Origin of the sequence: Oryzobacter terrae (genome assembly GCF_042756445.1) — a bacterium.
Taxonomy (GTDB): domain Bacteria; phylum Actinomycetota; class Actinomycetes; order Actinomycetales; family Dermatophilaceae; genus Oryzobacter; species Oryzobacter terrae.
On the sequence record NZ_CP170578.1, the window covers coordinates 887694 to 907045 of the forward strand.

The 19352-nt window shown below is 73.6% G+C and carries 18 protein-coding genes; 5 read left to right on the top strand and 13 right to left on the bottom strand.

Going from position 1 to position 19352, the window contains the following annotated elements:
* The first annotated feature begins 76 nt into the window (after window positions 1-76).
* Together ACFWN3_RS04215 and fahA are read left to right on the top strand one after the other, a co-directional pair.
* Window positions 77-979: a hypothetical protein gene (locus tag ACFWN3_RS04215; RefSeq protein ID WP_377643732.1), complete on the top strand. Its 903-nt coding sequence runs from the start codon at window positions 77-79 to the stop codon at window positions 977-979.
* Window positions 976-2202, top strand: a complete 1227-nt coding sequence (gene fahA, locus ACFWN3_RS04220) for a fumarylacetoacetase (protein WP_377643734.1) — start codon at window positions 976-978, stop codon at window positions 2200-2202. Before ACFWN3_RS04215 ends, fahA begins: the two co-directional genes overlap by 4 nt.
* On the opposite strand, the gene ACFWN3_RS04225 is transcribed toward fahA, so the two are convergent.
* The 3 genes from ACFWN3_RS04225 to ACFWN3_RS04235 form a co-directional block, all read right to left on the bottom strand.
* Window positions 2156-2518 carry a DUF1905 domain-containing protein gene (locus tag ACFWN3_RS04225; protein WP_377643736.1) on the bottom strand — a complete coding sequence of 121 codons (363 nt, stop codon included), beginning with the start codon at window positions 2516-2518 and terminating at the stop codon, window positions 2156-2158. The genes fahA and ACFWN3_RS04225 overlap by 47 nt on opposite strands.
* Window positions 2519-2591: 73 nt before the next feature.
* Window positions 2592-4469: an HNH endonuclease signature motif containing protein gene (locus tag ACFWN3_RS04230; protein WP_377643738.1), complete on the bottom strand. Its 1878-nt coding sequence runs from the start codon at window positions 4467-4469 to the stop codon at window positions 2592-2594.
* 302 nt (window positions 4470-4771) lie between these two features.
* Window positions 4772-5629 (bottom strand): RDD family protein, encoded by an 858-nt coding sequence (locus ACFWN3_RS04235; protein ID WP_377643740.1) that lies wholly within the window; start codon window positions 5627-5629, stop codon window positions 4772-4774.
* 197 nt (window positions 5630-5826) lie between these two features.
* On the opposite strand from ACFWN3_RS04235, the gene ACFWN3_RS04240 reads away from it, so the two are divergent.
* Window positions 5827-6669, top strand: coding sequence for a DUF427 domain-containing protein (locus ACFWN3_RS04240; RefSeq protein ID WP_377643742.1), 843 nt, complete (start codon window positions 5827-5829; stop codon window positions 6667-6669).
* On the opposite strand, the gene ACFWN3_RS04245 is transcribed toward ACFWN3_RS04240, so the two are convergent.
* Both ACFWN3_RS04245 and hppD read right to left on the bottom strand, forming a co-directional pair.
* Window positions 6666-7352, bottom strand: coding sequence for an alpha/beta fold hydrolase (locus tag ACFWN3_RS04245; protein ID WP_377643744.1), 687 nt, complete (start codon window positions 7350-7352; stop codon window positions 6666-6668). The genes ACFWN3_RS04240 and ACFWN3_RS04245 overlap by 4 nt on opposite strands.
* A gap of 13 nt (window positions 7353-7365) precedes the next feature.
* On the bottom strand, window positions 7366-8604 hold the full coding sequence (gene hppD / locus ACFWN3_RS04250; protein ID WP_377643746.1) for a 4-hydroxyphenylpyruvate dioxygenase: 1239 nt from the start codon (window positions 8602-8604) through the stop codon (window positions 7366-7368).
* Window positions 8605-8711: 107 nt separating this feature from the next.
* Between hppD and ACFWN3_RS04255 the strand changes: the two genes are divergently transcribed.
* A complete protein-coding gene (locus tag ACFWN3_RS04255) occupies window positions 8712-9212 on the top strand; it encodes an Lrp/AsnC family transcriptional regulator (protein ID WP_377643748.1) in 501 nt (166 codons plus the stop codon).
* An 89-nt stretch (window positions 9213-9301) separates the two neighbouring features.
* On the opposite strand, the gene ACFWN3_RS04260 is transcribed toward ACFWN3_RS04255, so the two are convergent.
* From ACFWN3_RS04260 to ACFWN3_RS04295, 8 genes are all read right to left on the bottom strand, one after another.
* Window positions 9302-11071: a DEAD/DEAH box helicase gene (locus tag ACFWN3_RS04260; RefSeq protein WP_377643750.1), complete on the bottom strand. Its 1770-nt coding sequence runs from the start codon at window positions 11069-11071 to the stop codon at window positions 9302-9304.
* A 120-nt stretch (window positions 11072-11191) separates the two neighbouring features.
* Window positions 11192-12148, bottom strand: a complete 957-nt coding sequence (locus ACFWN3_RS04265; RefSeq protein WP_377643752.1) for a zinc metalloprotease — start codon at window positions 12146-12148, stop codon at window positions 11192-11194.
* A 163-nt stretch (window positions 12149-12311) separates the two neighbouring features.
* Window positions 12312-13055, bottom strand: coding sequence for a hypothetical protein (locus tag ACFWN3_RS04270; protein ID WP_377643754.1), 744 nt, complete (start codon window positions 13053-13055; stop codon window positions 12312-12314).
* A gap of 113 nt (window positions 13056-13168) precedes the next feature.
* The gene (locus ACFWN3_RS04275; protein ID WP_377643756.1) at window positions 13169-13471 is read right to left on the bottom strand and encodes a DUF3039 domain-containing protein; all 303 of its coding nucleotides are present in this window, start codon (window positions 13469-13471) and stop codon (window positions 13169-13171) included.
* 31 nt (window positions 13472-13502) lie between these two features.
* Entirely contained in the window at window positions 13503-14060 is a 558-nt protein-coding gene (locus ACFWN3_RS04280; protein ID WP_377643758.1) for a YqgE/AlgH family protein, read from the bottom strand.
* Complete coding sequence (locus ACFWN3_RS04285; RefSeq protein WP_377643760.1) at window positions 14057-16579, bottom strand: DEAD/DEAH box helicase; 2523 nt, start codon at window positions 16577-16579, stop codon at window positions 14057-14059. Before ACFWN3_RS04285 ends, ACFWN3_RS04280 begins: the two co-directional genes overlap by 4 nt.
* 271 nt (window positions 16580-16850) lie before the next feature.
* On the bottom strand, window positions 16851-17216 hold the full coding sequence (locus ACFWN3_RS04290) for a VanZ family protein (RefSeq protein WP_377643762.1): 366 nt from the start codon (window positions 17214-17216) through the stop codon (window positions 16851-16853).
* Window positions 17213-18622: an NAD-dependent malic enzyme gene (locus ACFWN3_RS04295; protein WP_377643764.1), complete on the bottom strand. Its 1410-nt coding sequence runs from the start codon at window positions 18620-18622 to the stop codon at window positions 17213-17215. The genes ACFWN3_RS04290 and ACFWN3_RS04295 overlap by 4 nt, the downstream gene beginning before the upstream one ends.
* Before the next feature lie 111 nt (window positions 18623-18733).
* Here ACFWN3_RS04295 and ACFWN3_RS04300 point away from each other — a divergent pair, with 111 nt between their 5' ends.
* The gene (locus ACFWN3_RS04300) at window positions 18734-19351 is read left to right on the top strand and encodes an SIMPL domain-containing protein (protein ID WP_377643766.1); all 618 of its coding nucleotides are present in this window, start codon (window positions 18734-18736) and stop codon (window positions 19349-19351) included.
* Window position 19352: the final 1 nt, after the last annotated feature.

Sequence of the window (19352 nt, forward strand, 5' to 3'; positions counted from 1 at the left end):
ACCGCGGGGTGGTCAGGCTGCACAGCGCAGGTGCCGCCGCAGGGACAGCCCGCCCGGAGTCGGTAGCCTGCCGACCATGCCCTCGACGACGAGCGACCGACCCGCTGCGCGCTGGTCGCCGGACTCCCCGCTCCTGCGGGGCCTCGTCGACGACGCCGCCCTCTTCCCCCCGGCGGCCCTCCCCCTCCCCGAGGCCGTCGCCGCCCACCGGGCCCACCGAACCGCGCCGTACGCGCCGGCCGTGGGGCCCTTCCTCCTCGCCGCCGCCGGCGTCGCCGACCTCGTCGCGCTCCTCGACGCGGGGACCGGTGACGTCCCGGTCCTGGACGTCGTCCTCGTCGCCCGGCCCGGAGCCGACCCCGCCACGCTGACCGCCGCGCGCGACGCCCTCCACGACCACGCCGACGCCAGGGTCGTCGGCGCCGAGCTGGGCTGGGAGGACGGCTGGCGCGACCTCGGCCTCGACGACCTGCCCCTCGCCCTCGAGGTCCCCCGCGGCGAGCAGCACGACGTCGCGCTCGCCGACCTCCGGACCGCGCTGCAGGAAGGGCTCCCGGTCGTCGCGAAGTTCCGCACCGGCCCCACGCCCACCTGGCCCTGGCCCGACGAGGACGAGCTCGCCGACACCCTCGTGCGGGCCGCCGCCCTCGACGTGCCGGTCAAGCTCACCGGCGGCCTGCACCACGCGGCCCGCGGCACCTACGAGGTCGCCGGCGTCGCCGAGGAGAACCACGGCCTGCTCAACGTCCTCGTCGCGACCTCGGCCGCGTCCCGTGGCGCCGGGAGGGCCGAGGTCGCCGGCCTCCTCGCCGTCCGCGACGCCACGGCCCTCGCCGACCTCGTCGCCGCGTGGCCCGACGCCACCGCGACCTCCGTGCGCAGCCTCCTCACCGGGTACGGCTGCTGCACCGTCACCGACCCCCTCGGCGAGCTCGCCGACCTCGGCCTCCTCGACACCCCCACCGGAAGGACGCCATGACCTGGCTCGACCTGCCCACCGACCACCCCTTCGGCGTGCACAACCTCCCCTACGGCGTCTTCTCCGTGGGCGACGACGAGCGCCGGGTCGGGGTGCGCGTGGGCGACCACGTCCTCGACCTCGCCGCGGCCGCCGAGCACGCCGGGATGGAGTCGGCGGTCGTGTGGCGGGCGTCCTCCCTCAACGCCTTCCTCGAGCAGGGCCGCGAGGCGTGGACCGCCGCGCGCGAGTGGCTCACGGAGGTGCTGACGAACGAGGCGCACCGTGACGCGGTGGAGCCGCACCTCGTCCCGCTCGCCGACGTGACGATGCACCTGCCGATCGACGTCGCCGACTACGTCGACTTCTACGCCAGCGAGCACCACGCGACGAACGTCGGCCGGATCTTCCGCCCCGACTCCGAGCCGCTCACCCCCAACTGGAAGCACCTGCCCATCGGCTACCACGGCCGGTCCGGCACCGTCGTCGTGTCGGGGACCGAGGTCGTGCGCCCCAGCGGTCAGCGCAAGCCCCCCACCGAGCCGCTCCCGGTCTTCGGGCCGTCCGTGCGCCTCGACATCGAGGCCGAGCTCGGGTTCGTCGTCGGTGCGTCGACCCGGCTCGGCGAGCCCGTGCCGCTCGCCGACGCCGACGACCACCTCTTCGGGGTCGTCCTCCTCAACGACTGGTCGGCGCGCGACCTCCAGGCCTGGGAGTACGTGCCCCTCGGCCCGTTCCTCGGCAAGTCGTTCGCCACCTCGATCTCGCCGTGGGTCGTCACGACCGACGCCCTGCGTGCCGCACGCGTGCCGCTTCCCGGGCAGGACCCCGAGCCCCTGCCGTACCTGCGCGGCGAGCCCACCGACGACGGCGCCGGCACCGCCTACGGCCTCGACCTCCACCTCGAGGTCGACTGGAACGGCACGGTCGTCTCGCGCCCGGAGTTCCGCGACATGTACTGGTCGCCGGCGCAGATGGTCGCCCACATGACCGTGAACGGGGCCTCGCTGCGCAGCGGCGACCTCTTCGGGTCGGGGACCGTCTCGGGGCCCGAGAAGTCGACCCGCGGCTGCTTCCTCGAGCTGACGTGGAGCGGCGAGGAGCCGTTGACCCTCGACGACGGGTCGACGCGCACCTTCCTCGAGGACGGCGACAGGGTCACCGTGCGCGCCACCGCTCCCGGAGCCGACGGCACGGTCATCGGGCTCGGCGAGGTCGTCGGCACCATCGCCCCCGCTCGCTGAACCAGCCGGAACCGCAGGAGCGGCGCCAGACGCCGTCGACGGTGAGCCGGACGGTGACGACGTCGTCGAGCTCGATGTCCTCGGCCCGTCGCACGGCGTCCTTGAGCGGCACGACGTAGCCGCCGTCCTTGGGCCACAGCGCGGTCGTGAACGAGGTGGAGCCGACCCGGCCCGCGACGGGGATCATCCCCCAGCCGTAGCTCACCTGCGGTGAGACGGACTCGAGGGCGCCGCACTCGTCGTCGGGCACCGACACGAAGTGGTACGGCGACGGACCGCGCCAGTGCCAGACGACCCCGCTGAACTCCAGCTCCATCCGCACAGGCTAGGTGCGGGCGCCGACGTCCCCGCGCCCACGTTGCCGTGGTGACCATGGTCGCGCGGCCGGGTCAGAAGGATGGTGCGTCGGGCCAGCGGTTGCGCCGTGACCGGACGCGACCGGTTCCGCAGCCAGGTCGCGAACCGGTGTCCGCGTGAAGGACGAGGCCCCGGAACTCGGCCGTCCGGCAGGTCTCAACCCGTTCTCGCCACCCCAAGGCGCCGGTCGCATCGGCGGTCGAGCCCGTCGACGTCCTCAGTCGCCGGCCGATGTCGCCGCGCACGCGAGACATCGAGTTCGGCGGTACGCCTGCCAAGAGGTGCTCGAGATCGAAATCGACCGTGCTGAACTCGCGGGTCACCGGCTCCGCCTGGTGTCCCTCGACCTCTTCGAGCACCACGGGGCCTCCGGATCCGGCGAGGACGACGGCGGCGAGCGCGTCGATCGGGTGGGTCCAGCGCACGCGCCCGGTCGGGTCGGTCCACTCCATCAGGGCGCCCGGCAGCATCCGCACGCGCCAACCGGCCCGCTGCTTGATGCGGTGGTGTCGCCGGCAGAGACACGCGAGGTTGGCGGCCTCGGTGCGCCCGATCGGCCAAGGTCGGGCATGGTCGAGGTCGCAGAATCGCGCGGCCACGGAGCAACCCGGGAAGCGGCACCGGCCATCGCGTGACCTCACGAGGGCGGCGAGCCAGTCGGGAGGGCGGTACCCGTTGACCACGGTGGCGTCGAGGATCGCGCCGGTCTCGCGGTGGCAGTGCGCGGTCCGCACCTCGACCTCCTCGTCACCCCCGTGTCGCCGTTCCTCTGCGTCGCCCTGAGGTCGCTCCCGACGCTTGGGGTTCGGTGGGCGCGAGGCGTGCTGCCCTGCCTCAAGGAGCGCCGCGAGCCACTCGCGGGAGACGAGCGACGCCTCCGACGGCCGCAGCCCACGGACCTCGACGAGGTCGTCGTCACGCCCGACGCAGCTCCTCGTCCCGGTGCGACCGGCACCCGTGGTCGGCCGCTGGTCGCTGGACTCCTGCACAGGCCGGTCAGCCGCATCGGCCGCGGATCCACCGGCGGACTCGCCGTCGGGAACGGTGAGGACGATGGAGTACGTGACGGTGGAGCTCGCGGTGACCAGGTCGGTGAGGGCCTTGGCGCGGGCCCGGTCGATGCCGGTGCACACGCCGTCGGCGACGTACTGGCGGGCGAGCTCGTCGATGGCGGCCCAGGCCGAGGCGGCGTCCTCGCTGGGGAAGGTCCCCCACCACGCGTCGACCCCCGGCTCGGAGACCCAGCGCCTCAGCCCGGTCTCGCGCCGCGCGCGCTCGGCCCGTCGGCGCAGGAGGTCGGGGCTGATCCGCGCGAGGAGGCGGCGGCACCTCCGACGGAGCGCGGGCGCAGGCTCGGCGCCGAGGTGCCCGTCGAGGGCGGCGACCACGGTCTCGGCAACCTCTGCGGGGACCTCGGCCAGCTCGAATGCGACGACTCCGGCGCGGTAGACGTCGAGCCGGCCCTCGCGCATCGCCTCGTGCAGGGTGGCCAGGCCCGACTCCTGCGGGACCTCGCGAGGGTCGTTGACCACCGGGACGCGAGAGGCAGCGAGGCGGACCGCCTGGTCGACCCGACGCTGGGCCTGCCCGTGTGACGCGCCGATCGAGGGGGCGACGAGGTCAGCGGTGTCGAGGGCGACATGGCCGGGCCCTCGCACGACGTCGGCAAGGGTGCCGTCCTCGGCCCAACCGGACTCGACGGCGGCCAGCGTGGCGATGGCGGAGTCCTGGAGCGCGGTCGTGGTGTTGACGAGAACCTGGGCGGCGGCGATGAGCTCGACGAGCTCGTCACGTCCTCCCGGCAGGTCGCGACGGGATGCCAGTCGCTCGGACACCGAGGTCAGGGCGTCGGCCAAGGCGGTGTCGCCCACCCGCTGATGACCGACGATGCTCCCCGTCTCGACGTCCATGGACACCCCCTCCCCTTGCCCCGATTTTAGTGGCCACCTCCTGTTCGCACAAGTGTTCGAGAACCGAATGTGGATGATCCGCACCGTCTTTCGCGTCATCCAAGAGGTGGAACCACCCAGGATGAGGGAACCGCCATTCCGCGAGACCGACCCGGCCGACCACCCTCCTCCGAAGCCGCCCGGCGAACGGCGACGAGCGCAGGGCGACACGCGAGCGCGAGCCGACCCCGCTCCATCGACGAGCCCGAGACCGCACCACCACGCAGGTGACGCGACACCGTGCCCGTCGCGACGAGGCCCCGTCAACGGCGCAGGACGACCACCGTGTCGGCGACCTTGTCGTGCAGGGTCTGCCGCTTGGGGTCCCACAGCAGCCAGGCGGGGTCCAGCACGTTGAGCACGGTCGAGAAGAGCCCGAGGAACGGCACGAAGGCGATGGCCGACGCGATGAGCCCGACGACCTGCCGCCGGGCCGCGGTGACGAGGCCGATCGGCTCGCCGTCGCCGACGCGGCGGACCACGGTGCCGAGCAGCATCTTCCCGGGGGTCGCCGACTTCCACGTGAGGAAGCCGATCTCGTAGACGAGCGAGACGATGAGGCTGACCATCGTCACGGGCAGCAGGGCCTCGGCGAAGTCGGCGCTGAATCCGGCGATGTCCGGCTGGTTCCCGGCGCCGGCGGCGGTCGAGAAGTCCTGGAGGGTCCGCTCCAGGACGTCCATCGCCGGGCCGAGCCACGGGATGGCGACGATGAGCCCGAGGACGCTCGAGAAGATCGAGTCGAGGATGCGCGCGAGCAGGCGGCGCCACCACTCGGCGAGCACGCTGCCGTCGGGCAGCACGTCGGTGCGCGCCGCCTGCCAGCCACCCTGGGCTCCCGTCGGGGCGCCGTAGCCGTGGTACCCGCCGGGGCCGCCCTGCCCGGACGCGTGCCGACCGCCCTCGTGCGGCGGCGCCCCGGGCGGACCGGCGGATCCCGGCGCCCCCCAGGACCCCGCACCCGGGCCGGGCTGGACGGCCCGGCCGATGTTCGAGTGCTCCGCCGTCGGGGACTTGCGGGGGTTGGTGTGGGACGTCCAGACGATGCCGTCGAAGTAGCGCAGCTGGTCGGCGTCGTCGGGATCCTCGTACCAGCCGGGTCCGGCGGGGGTGTCGGTCATGGGGTCAGGGTCTCACGCGGGGATGGACGTCCCGCCCAGGAACCGCTGCACCGCCCCCACGACGCCCTCGCCACCACCGCACCACCACCGAGTCGCCACCGAGTCATCACTCCGCGCCCCTTCCCTCGCGTCCCCCGGCGCGCACGCCGCCGCCCGAGCCGTTGACCGTGGCACCGCAGGCGGCGCACCATCGACGGATGGCGCTGCGGCTGGGTCCCCACCTCATGTCCCTCACCGGCGAGCTGCGGTGGGAGCCGGTCGCGCGCCGGATCCGCGCGAGCCGTCGTGGCGAGCCGGTCCTCGACACGCTCGACGCCGTCCTCGTCTGGGAGCCGCGTCGGGTCGTGCCGATGTACGCCGTCCCGGTGCGGGACGTCGCCGCCGGTCTCGTCGAGCGCGAGCCCACCCCGCTGCCCGACCCCCTGCCGCCGGTGCTCGGACCCGTCCACTTCGAGTGGCACACGACGCCCGGCCGGTCCTTCGACGTCGTCGTCGGGGACCAGACCGTCGCCGCCGCGGCGTTCGCCCCGGACGACCCCGACCTCGACGGACGGGTCGTCATCGAGTGGACACCGTTCGCCTGGGTCGAGGAGGCCCACCCGGTCACGGGCCACCCCCACGACCCGTTCAAGCGGATCGACCTGCTCCGCAGCGACCGGCACGTCGTCGTGAGCCTCGGCGGCCGCGTCCTCGCCGACACCCGGCACGCCCTCGCCCTGCACGAGACGCACATCCCGGTGCGCTGGTACGTCCCGCACGACGACGTCGACACCGACCTGCTCGTCGGCAGCCCGTCGACCTCGACGTGCGCCTACAAGGGCCACGCGACCTACGTCTCCCTCGACCCCGAGGCCTTCCCCGACCTCGGCCGGGAGGGCGTGGACCTCGGCTGGAGCTACACCCACCCGCTCGACGAGGTCGCCGCCATCAAGGGGATGATCTGCTTCTACTCCGAGCGCACCGACCTCGAGCTCGACGGCGTGACGGTGCCGCGCCCGGTGACCCCGTGGTCCTCGCTCGTCGACTCCCGGAACTACTAGCCCGGGAGGGTCCCGTGGCCCGCCCGGGCCACCAGCGCCACGACGGCCTCCGCGACGCCCTCGGGGTCGGTGAGGTGGTGCAGGTGGGCCGCGCCGGGCACGACCTCGACGGGCCACCCGAGGTCGCGGGCCCGCTCGGTCTCCGGACCGTAGGTGCCGCCGAACGCGAGGTACGCGCTCGGCCGCGACTGCCACTCGGCCGGGGCGGCGAGCCGGTCACGCAGGTACGCCAGCGGGACCCGGGGTTCGTCGGCCCGGATCCGCGCGAGCACCTCGGGGTCGGGCACGACCGGCGCCAGGTCGTCCTCGTCCCACCAGCGGGTCCACGGCGGCATCAGGCCGTCCTCGTCCGTGACCGCGGCGAGCGCGTCGGCGAGCGGTGCCGGCGCGAGGGGCGCGTCGCCCGACTCCGGGGGCAGGGCGGCGTCGACGTAGACGACGACGGCGCCCTCCGGTGCGACGTGGGCCGCGAACCGACCCGCGTTGCTGTGTGCGAGGACGACGTCCGGCACCGCGCGCGCGGCGTCGACACGGAACACCTCGAGCACCGCGGCGGCGCTGCGCGGCGCGGCCGGCGGGGTGGACACGACGACGCCCCACCCGCGGCGCCCGAGGGCGTCGGCGAGCGGGGCGAGGACGTGGGCCGGCAGGAACGGGCTCGGCAGGAGGAGGACGCGCGTCACGTCCCCATCCTCGTCAGAGGTTGCCGCGCTTGTCCTGCTCGCGCTCGATCGACTCGAAGAGGGCCTTGAAGTTGCCCTTGCCGAACCCGAGCGAGCCGTGCCGCTCGATGATCTCGAAGAACACCGTGGGGCGGTCGCCGAGCGGCTTGGTGAAGATCTGGAGGAGGTAGCCGTCCTCGTCGCGGTCGACGAGGATCTTGCGCGACTTCAGCTCCTCGATGGGGACGCGGACCTCGCCGATGCGAGCGCGGAGCTCGGGGTCGTCGTAGTAGGCGTCGGGGGTGTCGAGGAACTCCACACCCTCCTTGCGCAGCTCGTCGACGCTGCGGAGGATGTCGTTCGTCGCGAGCGCGAGGTGCTGGGCGCCGGGGCCGCCGTAGAACTCGAGGTACTCGTCGATCTGGCTCTTGCGGGCCGCGATCGCCGGCTCGTTGAGGGGGAACTTCACCCGGTGGTTGCCGTTGGCGACGACCTTGCTCATGAGCGCGGAGTAGTCGGTGGCGATGTCGTCACCGATGAACTCGGCCATGTTCACGAAGCCCATGACCTTGTTGTAGAACCCGACCCACTCGTCCATCTTGCCGAGCTCGACGTTGCCGACGATGTGGTCGAGGGCCTGGAACAGGCGCTTGGGCGCACCGTCGCGCTTGACGAAGGTCGAGCCCGCGTCGACGTACCCCGGGAGGTAGGGGCCGGCATAGGTCACGCCGTCGACCTCGCGCTGGACGAGGGTGTGGCGCGTCTCGCCGTAGGTCGCGATGGCGGCGACGCGCACCGTGCCGTGCTCGTCGGTGAGGTTCTCGGGCTCCTGCACGACGCGGGCGCCGGCGCGGCGGGCCTGGGCGATGCAGCGGTCGACGTCGGGCACCTCGAGGGAGATGTCGACGACACCGTCGCCGTGCGCCGCGTGGTGGGCGACGAGCGGGCTGTCGGGGGTGACCGCGCCCTTGACGACGAAGCGGATCGAGCCGGACTTGAGGACGAACGCCTTGTGGTCGCGCACGCCGTGCTCGGGACCGGTGTAGCCGACGAGCTCCATGCCCCACGCCGACTGGTAGTAGTGCGCGGTCTGCGTGGCGTTGCCGACGACGAAGACGATGGCGTCCCACCCGGTGACCGGGAACGGGTCCTGGGTCTCGTCGTACTCGACGAGCCCGACGAGCTGCTTGAGCTGCTGGAGGTCGAGGCCGGCCTGGCGCTCCTGCTCGGTGAGGTCGAGGTGGTCGGGAGACGTCATCGTCGTGTCGGTCATCCCGCCACTGTGCGCGAAGCGGGCAGGGTGTGCAACGCTCGGCGTTTCGACTGATCACCTTGACCACAGGGTTGCACCGGTCACCGGGCACAACGGACAATGTGACCATGGCCCGCCAGACCGGTGTCGACGACCTCGACGCGCGACTCGTCTCCCTGTTCACCACCGACCCGCACGTCGGCGTGCTCGGGGCCTCGCGCCGCCTCGGGGTCGCCCGCGGCACCGTGCAGGCCCGGCTCGACCGGCTGCAGGAGCGCGGCGTCATCAAGTCGTTCGCGCCGCAGGTCGACGCGGGGGCGCTCGGCTACCCGGTCACGGCGTTCTGCACCCTCGAGATCCGCCAGCGCCAGGGCCACGCCCCGGTCGTCGCGCACCTGTCGGCGATCCCCGAGGTCCTCGAGATCCACTCCATCACCGGGGTGGGCGACCTCGTCGTGCGCATCGTCGCCCGCGACAACGCCGACCTCGGGCGCGTCATCGACGAGATCATCGACGACACGCACGTGCTGCGCGCGAACACGGCGATCTGCCTCGTGACGCACCTCGACCACCGCACCGGACCCCTCGTCGACGCCGCCGCCGCACGCGGCACCACGGACGGGCACTGACACCCCCCGTACAGGAATCGACCAGCAGGTCACGACGGGTACGGCTCGCCGACGTCCCTGATGTGACCTCTTGGCCGGTCTTCGTACGGTCAGCGGCGTCCGACGAACCACTGGCGGATCTTGCCGACCCGCTCGGTCACCTGCTCGCTCGTCGCCGTCGCGAGCTCGGGGCCCCCGCAGGCTCGCCGCAGGTCCAGGTGGATGCTCGCGTGGGCCGCACCGGTCTTCGACGAGTACGCCGCGACGAGCTTGTTCAGCTCCTTGCGCTGCGCGGCGAGCGCGCGGTGCGCCGACACCGGCGACGGGCCCGACGGCTCGGCGGGAGCGCGACGCCGCGTCGAGCCGGCGTGCTTGGCCTGCCGCTCGCGCAGGAGGTGGGCCACCTGGTCGGGCTCGAGCAGCCCGGGGAGCCCAAGGTAGTCCTGCTCCTCCTCGGACCCGACCTCGGCGTGGAGGCCGAACTGGGTCTTGTCGAACAGGACGTGGTCGAAGTGCGCGTCGGACTCCAGCGCCTCGAAGCTCGTCTCCTCGAGGCCCGCCGCCGTCTCGGTGCGGTTGGCGGCGGCGATCATCCCCTCCTCCTCGGCCCACAGCGAGGCCTCGGACTCGTCGGACGTCGGGCGGTTGAGGGCGTGGTCGCGCTCCTCCTCCATCGTCGCGGCGTGGGTGAGGATGACCGGCACCGACGGGAGGAAGACCGAGGCCGTCTCGCCGCGCCGGCGGGCCCGCACGAAGCGGCCGACGGCCTGGGCGAAGAAGAGCGGCGTCGAGGTGGACGTCGCGTAGACCCCGACGCACAGCCGAGGCACGTCGACGCCCTCGGACACCATGCGCACCGCGACCATCCAGCGCTGGGTCCCCGCCGAGAACTCCTCGATCCGGGCGCTCGACCCGGCGTCGTCGGAGAGCACGACGGTCACGGCCTCCCCGGTGACCTCCGTGAGGATCTTCGCGTAGGCGCGCGCGCTCGTCTGGTTCGACGCGATCACGAGCCCGCCGGCGTCGGGGACGTGGCGTCGCACCTCGCTCAGCCGCTTGTCGGCGGCCACGAGGACCGACGGCACCCACTCCCCCTTCGGGTCCAGCGCCGTGCGCCACGCCTGGGCGGTCTGGTCCTTGGTCATCGGCTCACCGAGGTTGGCGGCGATCTCGTCGCCGGCCTTGGTCCGCCAGCGCATCGCGCCGCCGTAGGCGAGGAAGATGACGGGCCGGACGACGCCGTCGCGCAGTGCCGGGGCGTAGCCGTAGCTGTAGTCCGACGCCGAGCGCAGGATGCCGTCGTGGCCCATCTCGTAGCGGACGAACGGGATGGGGCTGGTGTCGGAGCGGAACGGCGTCCCGGTGAGCGACAGGCGGCGGGTCGCGGGCTCGAAGGCCTCGCGGATGCCGTCGCCCCACGACTTCGCGTCCCCGCCGTGGTGGATCTCGTCGAGGATGACGAGGGTGGGCTCGGCCTCCGTGCGGCGCCGGTGCAGCTGCGGCTTCGTGGCCACCTGGGCGTAGGTGACGGCGACCCCGTCGTACTCGCGCGACTGGACGCCGACCGAGTTCGAGAACGCAGGGTTGAGGTGGATCCCGACCCGCGCCGCCGCGTCGGCCCACTGCGTCTTGAGGTGCTCGGTGGGCGCGACGACCGTGATGGCCGTGATGAGGCCGCGGTCGAGGAGCTCGGTGGCGATCCGCAGGGCGTAGGTCGTCTTGCCCGCCCCGGGGGTCGCGACGGCGAGGAAGTCGCGCGCGTCGCGGTGGAGGTAGAGGGCCAGCGCCTGCTCCTGCCACGCACGGAGCTTCCCGGCGGTACCCCACGCGGCGCGCTCGGGGAAGGCGGGAGAGAGGTGCTCGGCTGCAGAGGTACTCATGGGCGACGGCCACCATAACCGCCCCGGGCCCCGACACACCGAAGGCCCCGGCGTGTCGGTGCCGGGGCCCTCGGTGTGCTAGCGCAGCAGCGTGATCGCTCTGCCGCGCAACGGAACTGGTCAGGCGCGGTAGGCCAGCCAGGCGTTCTGCATCCGGTCGGTCTGGCCGGGGCTGAAGGTGTTCATGCAGGAGTCGTAGCTGTAGTCCATGAAGTTCTTGATCGGGTCGAGCCCCGGGGCCGTGCAGGTGTCGCGCCCGGTGGGGCACTGGTAGGCCGGGGAGGCCTCGGCCGGGGTGTCGGAGACCTGGTCGCCGGAGCCGGTGCACCCGCCCTGGAACGTGTGGTACAGGTTCAGCCAGTGGCCGACCTCGTGCGTCCCGGTGTCGCCCTGGTCGTAGTTCGTGGCCGAGCCGCCGGGCAGCGACGTGTCGAGGAGGACGACCCCGTCGTAGGAGTCGTAGGACGCCTTCGGGAAGGTCGCCCAGCCGAGCAGGCTGTTCGCGAGGTCGGCGGTGTAGATGTTGAGGTCGCCCATGTCGCCCTGGCGCAGGGCCCGCTTCATGTCCTTCTCGACCTTCGAGCCCGAGCGCAGGTTCTGGTACCACCGCGCGTTCCTCGTCGTGTCGGTGGAGACGAGCGTGAAGGTGAAGCCCGACGACGCGTAGGCGCTGTTGAGCACCGCGATCTGGTCGCTGATCATCGTGGCGGTGACCTTGCTCGTGCCGTCGGTGATGACGTGCGCGTACACGTCGACCGTCGCCGTGGCGAAGGCGGCCGCCGTCGTCGAGGTGGGGGCCGCGGCCGCGGTGCGGACCGCCTGGCCCCTGGCGTTGGTGGCCAGGCCCTTGGCGGCCAGGGCCCGGGTGAGCGCAGCCTCGTTGGACCGGACCTGGTCGGCGCTCAGCTCGTTGGTGTCCTTGGCCTGCCCCGTCCCGCGGGCGGAGCCCTCGTGGGTGACGCAGTCGGCGGCGGCGGAGGCCTCGCCGGCCAGGGGGCGGGCGGAGGCGGAGGTGGCGGGGATCGTCACGGCGCCGAGGACCAGGGCGGCGACGGCGGCCAGCGTTCGAGCAGTCATGGTGACCTTCCGGGTGGGCCGCACCCTTCGTGGAGGTGCGGGCTGCTCGCACCCTAGGAGCCGCTCCCCCACCGGGAGGTCTGGCGTGCGTAAAACGTCGGTCAACCGTCCCGGTCGCCTCGGCGACGGCGGGGACGTCCGGTCCCACCCGCAGGACGTCCCGTCAGCCGGCGGGCGGCGCAGGAGTCGCGGCGGGGGCGGCGGTCGTCGCCGGCGTCCCCGTGGTGGCGGGCTTCCCCGCATCGGTCGGTCGGCCGGCGTCGGTGGGCCGGTCCGCGTCGGTGGGCCTGCCCGCGTCGGTGGGCCTGCCCGCGTCGGTGGGCCTGCCCGGCTCGGTCGGCCGGCCCCCATCGGTCGGCTTCCCCTTGTCGGTCGGTCGAGGGGCCGGCGTCGCCGGCACCCCGGGTCCGGTGCCGGTGCCCGTGCCCTGTCCGTTGCCCTCGCCCGGCGTGTTCTCGGGCTTGGGGCTCTTCTCGGTCTTCGGGGTGTCGTCGGGAGCCGTCGTCGTCGAGGACGACGTCGTCGAGTCCTCCTCGACCTCCGCCCCCACGGGCGCGGCAGGCGCGGTCGGGAGGGTGTCGGGGACGGTGCCGGCGACCTCGGGGACGCCGCCGGCCGCGGTGATCCGCAGCTGCTCGAGACGCTGCTCCGCCCGGGCGATCTGGAGGGGATCGTCGGCTCCGCCGCTGCGCCCGTCGCGGCGCACGTAGTACCCGGTGGTGCACTCCTTGACCTGGGTGACGTCCTGCGCGGAGTTCAGGCACTTCTCGTACAGGCGCAGGTTCTCGGTCTCGGCCTGGCGCTCCTGCACCCACAGGGCGAGGAAGCCCACGGCGAACGCCGTGAAGAGCACGACGACCGACCCCACCCGCAGGGCGGGGGGCCACCTGCGTACCGCCGCCGTCATGGCACGAGGGTAGCCCCCGATTCGCCGGGGCCGATGGAGAAAACCGGGACGCCCGGCCGGACGCCGCGGCGACTCGGCCGTTCGGCCGACCGCCGGCAGGTGCCCGGACGTCGTCACTCGCCGCCGTCCTCCGGCGGACGCAGACCCTCGTAGATCTCCTTGCACGTCGGGCACACGGGGAAGCGCTGGGGGTCGCGGCCGGGGATCCACACCTTGCCGCACAGCGCGGTCACCGGTTCGCCGGACAGGGCGCTCTCGAGGATCTTCTCCTTGCGCACGTAGTGGGCGAAGCGCTCGTGGTCGCCCGGCTCCGCGACCTGGGGCACGGTCTCGGTCCGCTCGAGGACGGCCGTCTGGGTCTGCGGCTGCCCGGACGGGGCGTTCGGGTCGTCCAGCGGGGACATCGGCTCGCTCATCCCCCGAGTCTAGGCCGGAGGCACCGGAGGATCAGTTCTGCGTGGGGTCGGCCGGGAACCACGCGACCCACTGCAGCGGGGCGGGCTGGCGCCGCAGCACCCGTTCCCACAGCTCGTCGGGGTCCTGCGTGAACGCGTCGCCGTTCTCGGAGTCGACGACGAACCACGACCCGGTGCGGACCTCGTCCTCGAGCTGGCCGGGCGACCAGCCCGAGTACCCCGCGAAGATCCGCAGCCCGGCGACCTCGGGCACGACGAGGAGGGGCGGGGTGTCGAGGTCGACCAGTGCGACGGCCCCGAAGAGCCGCTTGACACCCGTCGGCTCGGGGTCGTCGCCGGGAACGGCGACGAGCCCGAGCGCGGAGTCCAGCTGGACGGGGCCGCCCTGGAAGACCTTCGCCGGCTCGGTGGCGTGCTCCTCCCACCCGGGGAGGACGGCGTCGACGTCGGCGTCGATCGGACGGTTGAGGACGAGCCCCTGGGCGCCGTCCTCGTCGTGGTGCAGGACGAGGACGACCGAGCGCCGGAAGACGCCCTCCTCGATCTGCGGGGTCGCGACGAGGAGGCGACCGGTGTGGGTCTCGCTCACCCGTCCATTCTGCCCCGGTACCCACCGGAGCGTGCAGCACCCTCGCGGCGGGAACCGCCACCGGCGCGACCGAACTTGCCGGCGGGGCGACCACCCGGACGACCGCCGGCGCGGCGCTTCGGGTTGCCCTCGAGGATCGGGCGCCACACGGCGTCCGGGACCGGGATCCCGCTCGGCGCGCGGCCACCCATGGCCTGGACCGTCGCGTCGCCGGGGGCGACCTTCGCGGTCTGGGCCTCGGCGCCGGCGCCCTCGATGATGCGGGTCACCATCTTGCGCTGGTGCGGGAGCGCGAGCATGACGACCGCGCCCTCCTCGCCGGCGCGGGCCGTGCGGCCGGCGCGGTGGAGGTAGTCCTTGTGGTCGGTCGGCGGGTCGACCTGGACGACCATGCCGACGTCGTCGACGTGGATGCCGCGGGCGGCGACGTCGGTGGCGACGAGGACGTTCATCGAGCCGTCGCGGAAGGCGCCGAGGACGCGGTTGCGGACGTTCTGCGACAGGCCGCCGTGCAGCGACGCCGCGAGCACGCCGCGGTCGCGCAGCTCGCCGGCGATGCGGTCGGAGCCGAGCTGGGTGCGGGCGAAGACGATGACGCGGCCGCCACGACCGGCGAGCTCGGCCGTCATGGCCTTCTTGTCCTGCGGGTCGATGAGGAGCACGTGGTGGCTCATCGTCGTGACCGAGGCCTGGGCCTCGTCGGTCGAGTGGGTGACCGGGTCGACGAGGTAGCGGTCGACGAGGGTGTCGATGCCCTTGTCGAGCGTCGCGGAGAACAGGAGGCGCTGCCCGCCGGCGGGGACCGTGTCGAGGATCGCGGTGACCTCGGGCAGGAAGCCCATGTCGGCCATGTGGTCGGCCTCGTCGAGGACGGCGATCTGGACGCCACCGAGGTCGACCGCGCCGCGCTCCATGAGGTCGGCGAGCCGGCCCGGGGTGGCGACGAGGATGTCGAGGCCCTTGGTGAGCGCCTTGATCTGCGGGTCGTAGGACAGGCCGCCGGCGACGAGCTTGTGGCGCAGGCCGGTGACGTGGACGAAGGGCTCGAGGGCGTCGCTCACCTGCATGGCGAGCTCACGGGTCGGCACGAGGATGAGCGAGCGCGGGCGCTTGGGCTCGGGACGCGTGCCGTCGGCGAGACGGGTGATCATCGACAGGCCGAAGGCCAGCGTCTTGCCCGAGCCGGTGCGACCGCGGCCGAGGACGTCGCGCCCGGCGAGGGCGTCGGGGATCGTCGCCGTCTGGATCGGGAACGGGTCGGCGATGCCGTCGCGGGCCAGGCGCTCGACGAGGACCGCGGGGACACCGAGGGCGGCGAAGCCGTTGTCCTCGGTCACCTCCTTGGCCGCACCGGCGGTCGAGGTGTACGTGGTCCAGGTGTCGGCCTCCGCGCGCAGCGCCTCGGCCTCCTCGAAGGAGACGGCACCGTCGGCGGGAGCGCCGCGGCGGTCGCCGCGGTCGTCACGGCCCTGGTGGCCACCGCGGTTGTCGCGGCCCTGGTAGCCGCCACGGTCCGAGGAACCGCCGGAGCGGCCCTGGTAGCCGCCGCGGTCCGAGGAACCGCTGGAGCGACCCTGGTAGCCACCGCGGTCCGAGGCGCCGCCGGAACGGCCCTGGTAGCCGCCACGGTCGTCACGCTTCTGGTACCCGCCGCGGTCGTCGCGCTGCGGGTACGCACCGCGCTCCGAGGACCCGCGGGTGTCGCGCTGCTGGTAGCCGCCACGGTCCGAGCCACCGCCGGAGCGACCCTGGTAGCCACCGCGGTCCGAGGAGCCGGCGTCGCGGCCCTGGTAGCCACCACGGGTGTCGCGCTGCTGGTAGCCACCACGGTCCGAGGAGCCGGCGTCGCGGCCCTGGTAGCCACCACGGGTGTCGCGCTGCTGGTAGCCACCGCGGTCCGAGGAGCCGGCGTCGCGGCCCTGGTAGCCACCGCGGTCGGAGCCGCGGTCGTCGCGCTGCTGGTAGCCGCCGCGGTCGGCGTGCCGACCCTCGTGGCGGTCACGGCGGACGGGGTCGGCGACCCGGGGGGCGCGGTCGCGCACGGGGCGCTCCCCGCGCTCGAGACGGGGTCGCTCGTCATGGGGACGGTGCACGTGTCGCTCCTCGCGCGAGTCCGAGACCCAGCGCTTCGGTCGGTCGTCCCGGGTGTCCCGGGACGACGAGGGGCCGCGGTCGGACCGACCGGCGGGGTAACGCGAGCCGCGGTCGTCGCCGCGGAAGGATCGGTCCGTCGGACCGGAGGTGGGGCGCGAGCCCCGGGAGTCGTCGCGGGAGGGACGGCCGGAGCCGCTCTGGCGACGCGGGTCCTCGCGGTCCCAGCGGGGGGACCGCTCGGCACGGGGGCGCTTGGTGTGGCCCTCCGAGGAGTCGGAGCGGGCGGCACGCTTGGGCGCGCTGCGCGGACCGTCCGGCTGGCCGCGGTGGGCCTTCTTCGGCCCCTTGCGGGCCTCGGACTTCTGGGCAGTGGTCCAACGGGCCTTCTTGGGCCCGGATGCCTTCTTGGGCATGGGGAGGTTCACCTGTGTTTCGTCATCGGTCGGACGTGGACAGACACGTCTTCGAGCCGATGGCGAACGGCGGAGCAAGACGAGCCTCGGACGCGGTGGTTGGTGCACCGGGTCCGTCGGGCCGGTTCGACGCGAGGGTGTCACCGGCGCACCGGGTGGGATGGAGCGGGGTCGCACTCTGCGACAACGGCGGACGCGGCCATGCGTCCGAGCACCTCGGTGGAGACACCAGACTACCAGCGCGGCGACGTCCTCCCGACCACGAGGCGGCCCGTCCGGGCCCTCAGCGCCGACCCGGCCCGCGTGCCACGGACCGCACGACGAGGTGCGCCACGAGGACCCCGAGGCCGACCCCGACCGTGTCGGCGACGGCGTCGAGCGGGTCACCGGCGCGCAGCGGCAGCAGGGTCGCCTGGACCACCTCGCTCACGACCGCGTGGGCCACGAACAGCGCGGAGACGACCGCCGGACGGCCCGTCACGAGGACCGCGAGCGCCGCCGGGACGAGGAACACCGCGACGTGGACCGCCTTGTCCGCGTGGGGGAACGGTGCCGGCGTCGTGCCCGCGGGCGCGTAGAGGACGACGAGCTGGACGAGGACGGCGAGGGCCAGGCTCGCCCGGGTGGCGCGGCTCGGGCGAGGGCTCACTCCCCCGGACGACCGGCGACGGCGGCCTTGACGGCCTCGGACACCACCGTGGTGACGTCGGGGTGGAAGACGCTCGGGATGATGTACGTCGCGTTGCGCTCGTCCTCGTGGACGACACCGGCGAGTGCGTCGGCCGCGGCGAGCATGACGTCCATCGTGATGTGCGACACCCCGGAGTCGATGAGCCCGCGGAACACCCCCGGGAAGACGAGCACGTTGTTGATCTGGTTCGCGAAGTCCGAGCGGCCGGTGGCCACGACCGCGGCGTGCCGCGCGGCGACGACGGGGTCGACCTCGGGCGTCGGGTTGGCCATGGCGAACACGACGCTGTCGGGCGCCATCGACGCGACGGCCTCCTCGCTGAGGATGTTCGGGGCCGAGACGCCGACGAAGACGTCGGCCCCGACCATGGCGTCGGTGAGCGTGCCCACCATGCCGTCGGGGTTGGTGTTCTCGGCGATCCACGCGTGGTTGGGGTGCTCGCCCGAGAGCACGTCGGCCCGGCCCCGGTGGACGATGCCGTCGACATCGGTGACGACGACGTGGCGCGCACCGGCGTGGAGGAAGAGCTTGAGGATCGCCGTGCCCGCGGCGCCGGCCCCGCTCATGACGAGGCGGACGTCCTCGAGCCGCTTGCCGACGACCCGCAGGGCGTTGCGCAGCGCCGCGAGCGCGACGATCGCCGTGCCGTGCTGGTCGTCGTGGAAGACGGGGATGTCGAGCTCCTCGCGCAGGCGGGCCTCGATCTCGAAGCAGCGCGGCGCCGAGATGTCCTCGAGGTTGATCCCGGCGAAGACCGGGGAGATCGCCTTGACGGTGCGGATGATCTCCTCGGTGTCGGTGGTGTCGAGGCAGATCGGGAAGGCGTCGATGTCGGCGAACCGCTTGAACAGGGCCGCCTTGCCCTCCATGACCGGCAGCGCCGCGAGCGGCCCGATGTCGCCGAGGCCGAGCACGGCGGTGCCGTCGGTGACGACCGCGACCGTGTTGCGCTTGATGGTGAGCCGGCGCGCGTCCTCCGGGTTCTTCGCGATCGCCAGGCAGACGCGGGCGACACCGGGGGTGTAGATGAGCGAGAGGTCGTCACGGGTGCGGATCGGGACCTTGCTCTCGATCCGCAGCTTGCCGCCGAGGTGCATGAGGAAGGTGCGGTCGGAGACCCGGCCGATCTCGACGCCCTCGACGGCACGCATCTCCTCGACGATCGCCTCGGCGTGGTCGACGTCGCGGGTGAGCATCGTGAGGTCGATGCGGACCTTGGTCGCCCCCGACGCCGTGACGTCGAGGCCGGTGACGACTCCCCCGGCCGCCTCGATGACGCCGGTCAGCTCGCTCACGGCGGTGGCCCGGGCCGGGACGATGAGGCGGACGGTGACGGAGTTGGCGATCGACGGCGCGACGGTCATGGGGACCAGTCAACCCGCTACCCGCAGGTAGGCCGAAACGACGCACTCCCGCGCACGCCGCCGGCCCCACCCCCTGTGGCGGAGGACCCCGTCGGGCCTAGGGTGACGCGCATGTCCGACCACGTGGAAGTGAGCGGCAGCGGCTCCGCCGGCGCCGTGCCCGACGTCGTCGTCGTCGACGCCCGGGTCCAGTCCGAGGCGCCCGACGTCGCCACCGCCCTCCGGGAGGCCGGGAGCCGCGTCGCCGGCGCCCTCCAGGCCGCCGCCGACCACGGGGTCGCCGAGCGCGACCGGCGCACCCGCGGGATGGGCGTCAGCCCCCGCTGGGACCGCCAGGGCCAGGCCGTCGTCGGCTACACCGCCCACCACGCCCTGCGCCTCGTCGTGCGCGACCCCGACCGGGTGGGTGACCTCCTCGGCGCGATGGCGGGCGCGGCGGGCGACGCGTTCGGCCTCGACGCGGTCACCCTCGAGGTCGCCGACCCCTCGCCGCTCCTCGTGCGGGCCCGGGAGGCCGCGTTCGAGGACGCCCGCGCCCGCGCCGCGCAGTACGCCGACCTCGCGGGCCGCCCGCTCGGCCCGGTCCTGCGGGTCTCCGAGGGCGGCGGCGGCGAGCCCCCGGCCCCCCGTTTCGCCAAGACGGCGATGGACTCCTCGGGCGGGATGCCCGTCGAGGCCGGCGAGTCCACGGTCACGGCGAGCGTCACCGTGCGCTTCGGGCTGGCCTGAC

Coding starts and splice junctions, on each gene's coding strand:
- ACFWN3_RS04215 (WP_377643732.1), top strand. CDS start 77: ATGCCCTCGACGACGAGCGACCGACCCGCTGCGCGCTGGTCGCCGGAC.
- fahA (WP_377643734.1), top strand. CDS start 976: ATGACCTGGCTCGACCTGCCCACCGACCACCCCTTCGGCGTGCACAAC.
- ACFWN3_RS04225 (WP_377643736.1), bottom strand. CDS start 2,518: ATGGAGCTGGAGTTCAGCGGGGTCGTCTGGCACTGGCGCGGTCCGTCG.
- ACFWN3_RS04230 (WP_377643738.1), bottom strand. CDS start 4,469: ATGGACGTCGAGACGGGGAGCATCGTCGGTCATCAGCGGGTGGGCGAC.
- ACFWN3_RS04235 (WP_377643740.1), bottom strand. CDS start 5,629: ATGACCGACACCCCCGCCGGACCCGGCTGGTACGAGGATCCCGACGAC.
- ACFWN3_RS04240 (WP_377643742.1), top strand. CDS start 5,827: ATGGCGCTGCGGCTGGGTCCCCACCTCATGTCCCTCACCGGCGAGCTG.
- hppD (WP_377643746.1), bottom strand. CDS start 8,604: ATGACCGACACGACGATGACGTCTCCCGACCACCTCGACCTCACCGAG.
- ACFWN3_RS04255 (WP_377643748.1), top strand. CDS start 8,712: ATGGCCCGCCAGACCGGTGTCGACGACCTCGACGCGCGACTCGTCTCC.
- ACFWN3_RS04260 (WP_377643750.1), bottom strand. CDS start 11,071: ATGAGTACCTCTGCAGCCGAGCACCTCTCTCCCGCCTTCCCCGAGCGC.
- ACFWN3_RS04265 (WP_377643752.1), bottom strand. CDS start 12,148: ATGACTGCTCGAACGCTGGCCGCCGTCGCCGCCCTGGTCCTCGGCGCC.
- ACFWN3_RS04270 (WP_377643754.1), bottom strand. CDS start 13,055: ATGACGGCGGCGGTACGCAGGTGGCCCCCCGCCCTGCGGGTGGGGTCG.
- ACFWN3_RS04275 (WP_377643756.1), bottom strand. CDS start 13,471: ATGAGCGAGCCGATGTCCCCGCTGGACGACCCGAACGCCCCGTCCGGG.
- ACFWN3_RS04295 (WP_377643764.1), bottom strand. CDS start 18,622: ATGACCGTCGCGCCGTCGATCGCCAACTCCGTCACCGTCCGCCTCATC.
- ACFWN3_RS04300 (WP_377643766.1), top strand. CDS start 18,734: ATGTCCGACCACGTGGAAGTGAGCGGCAGCGGCTCCGCCGGCGCCGTG.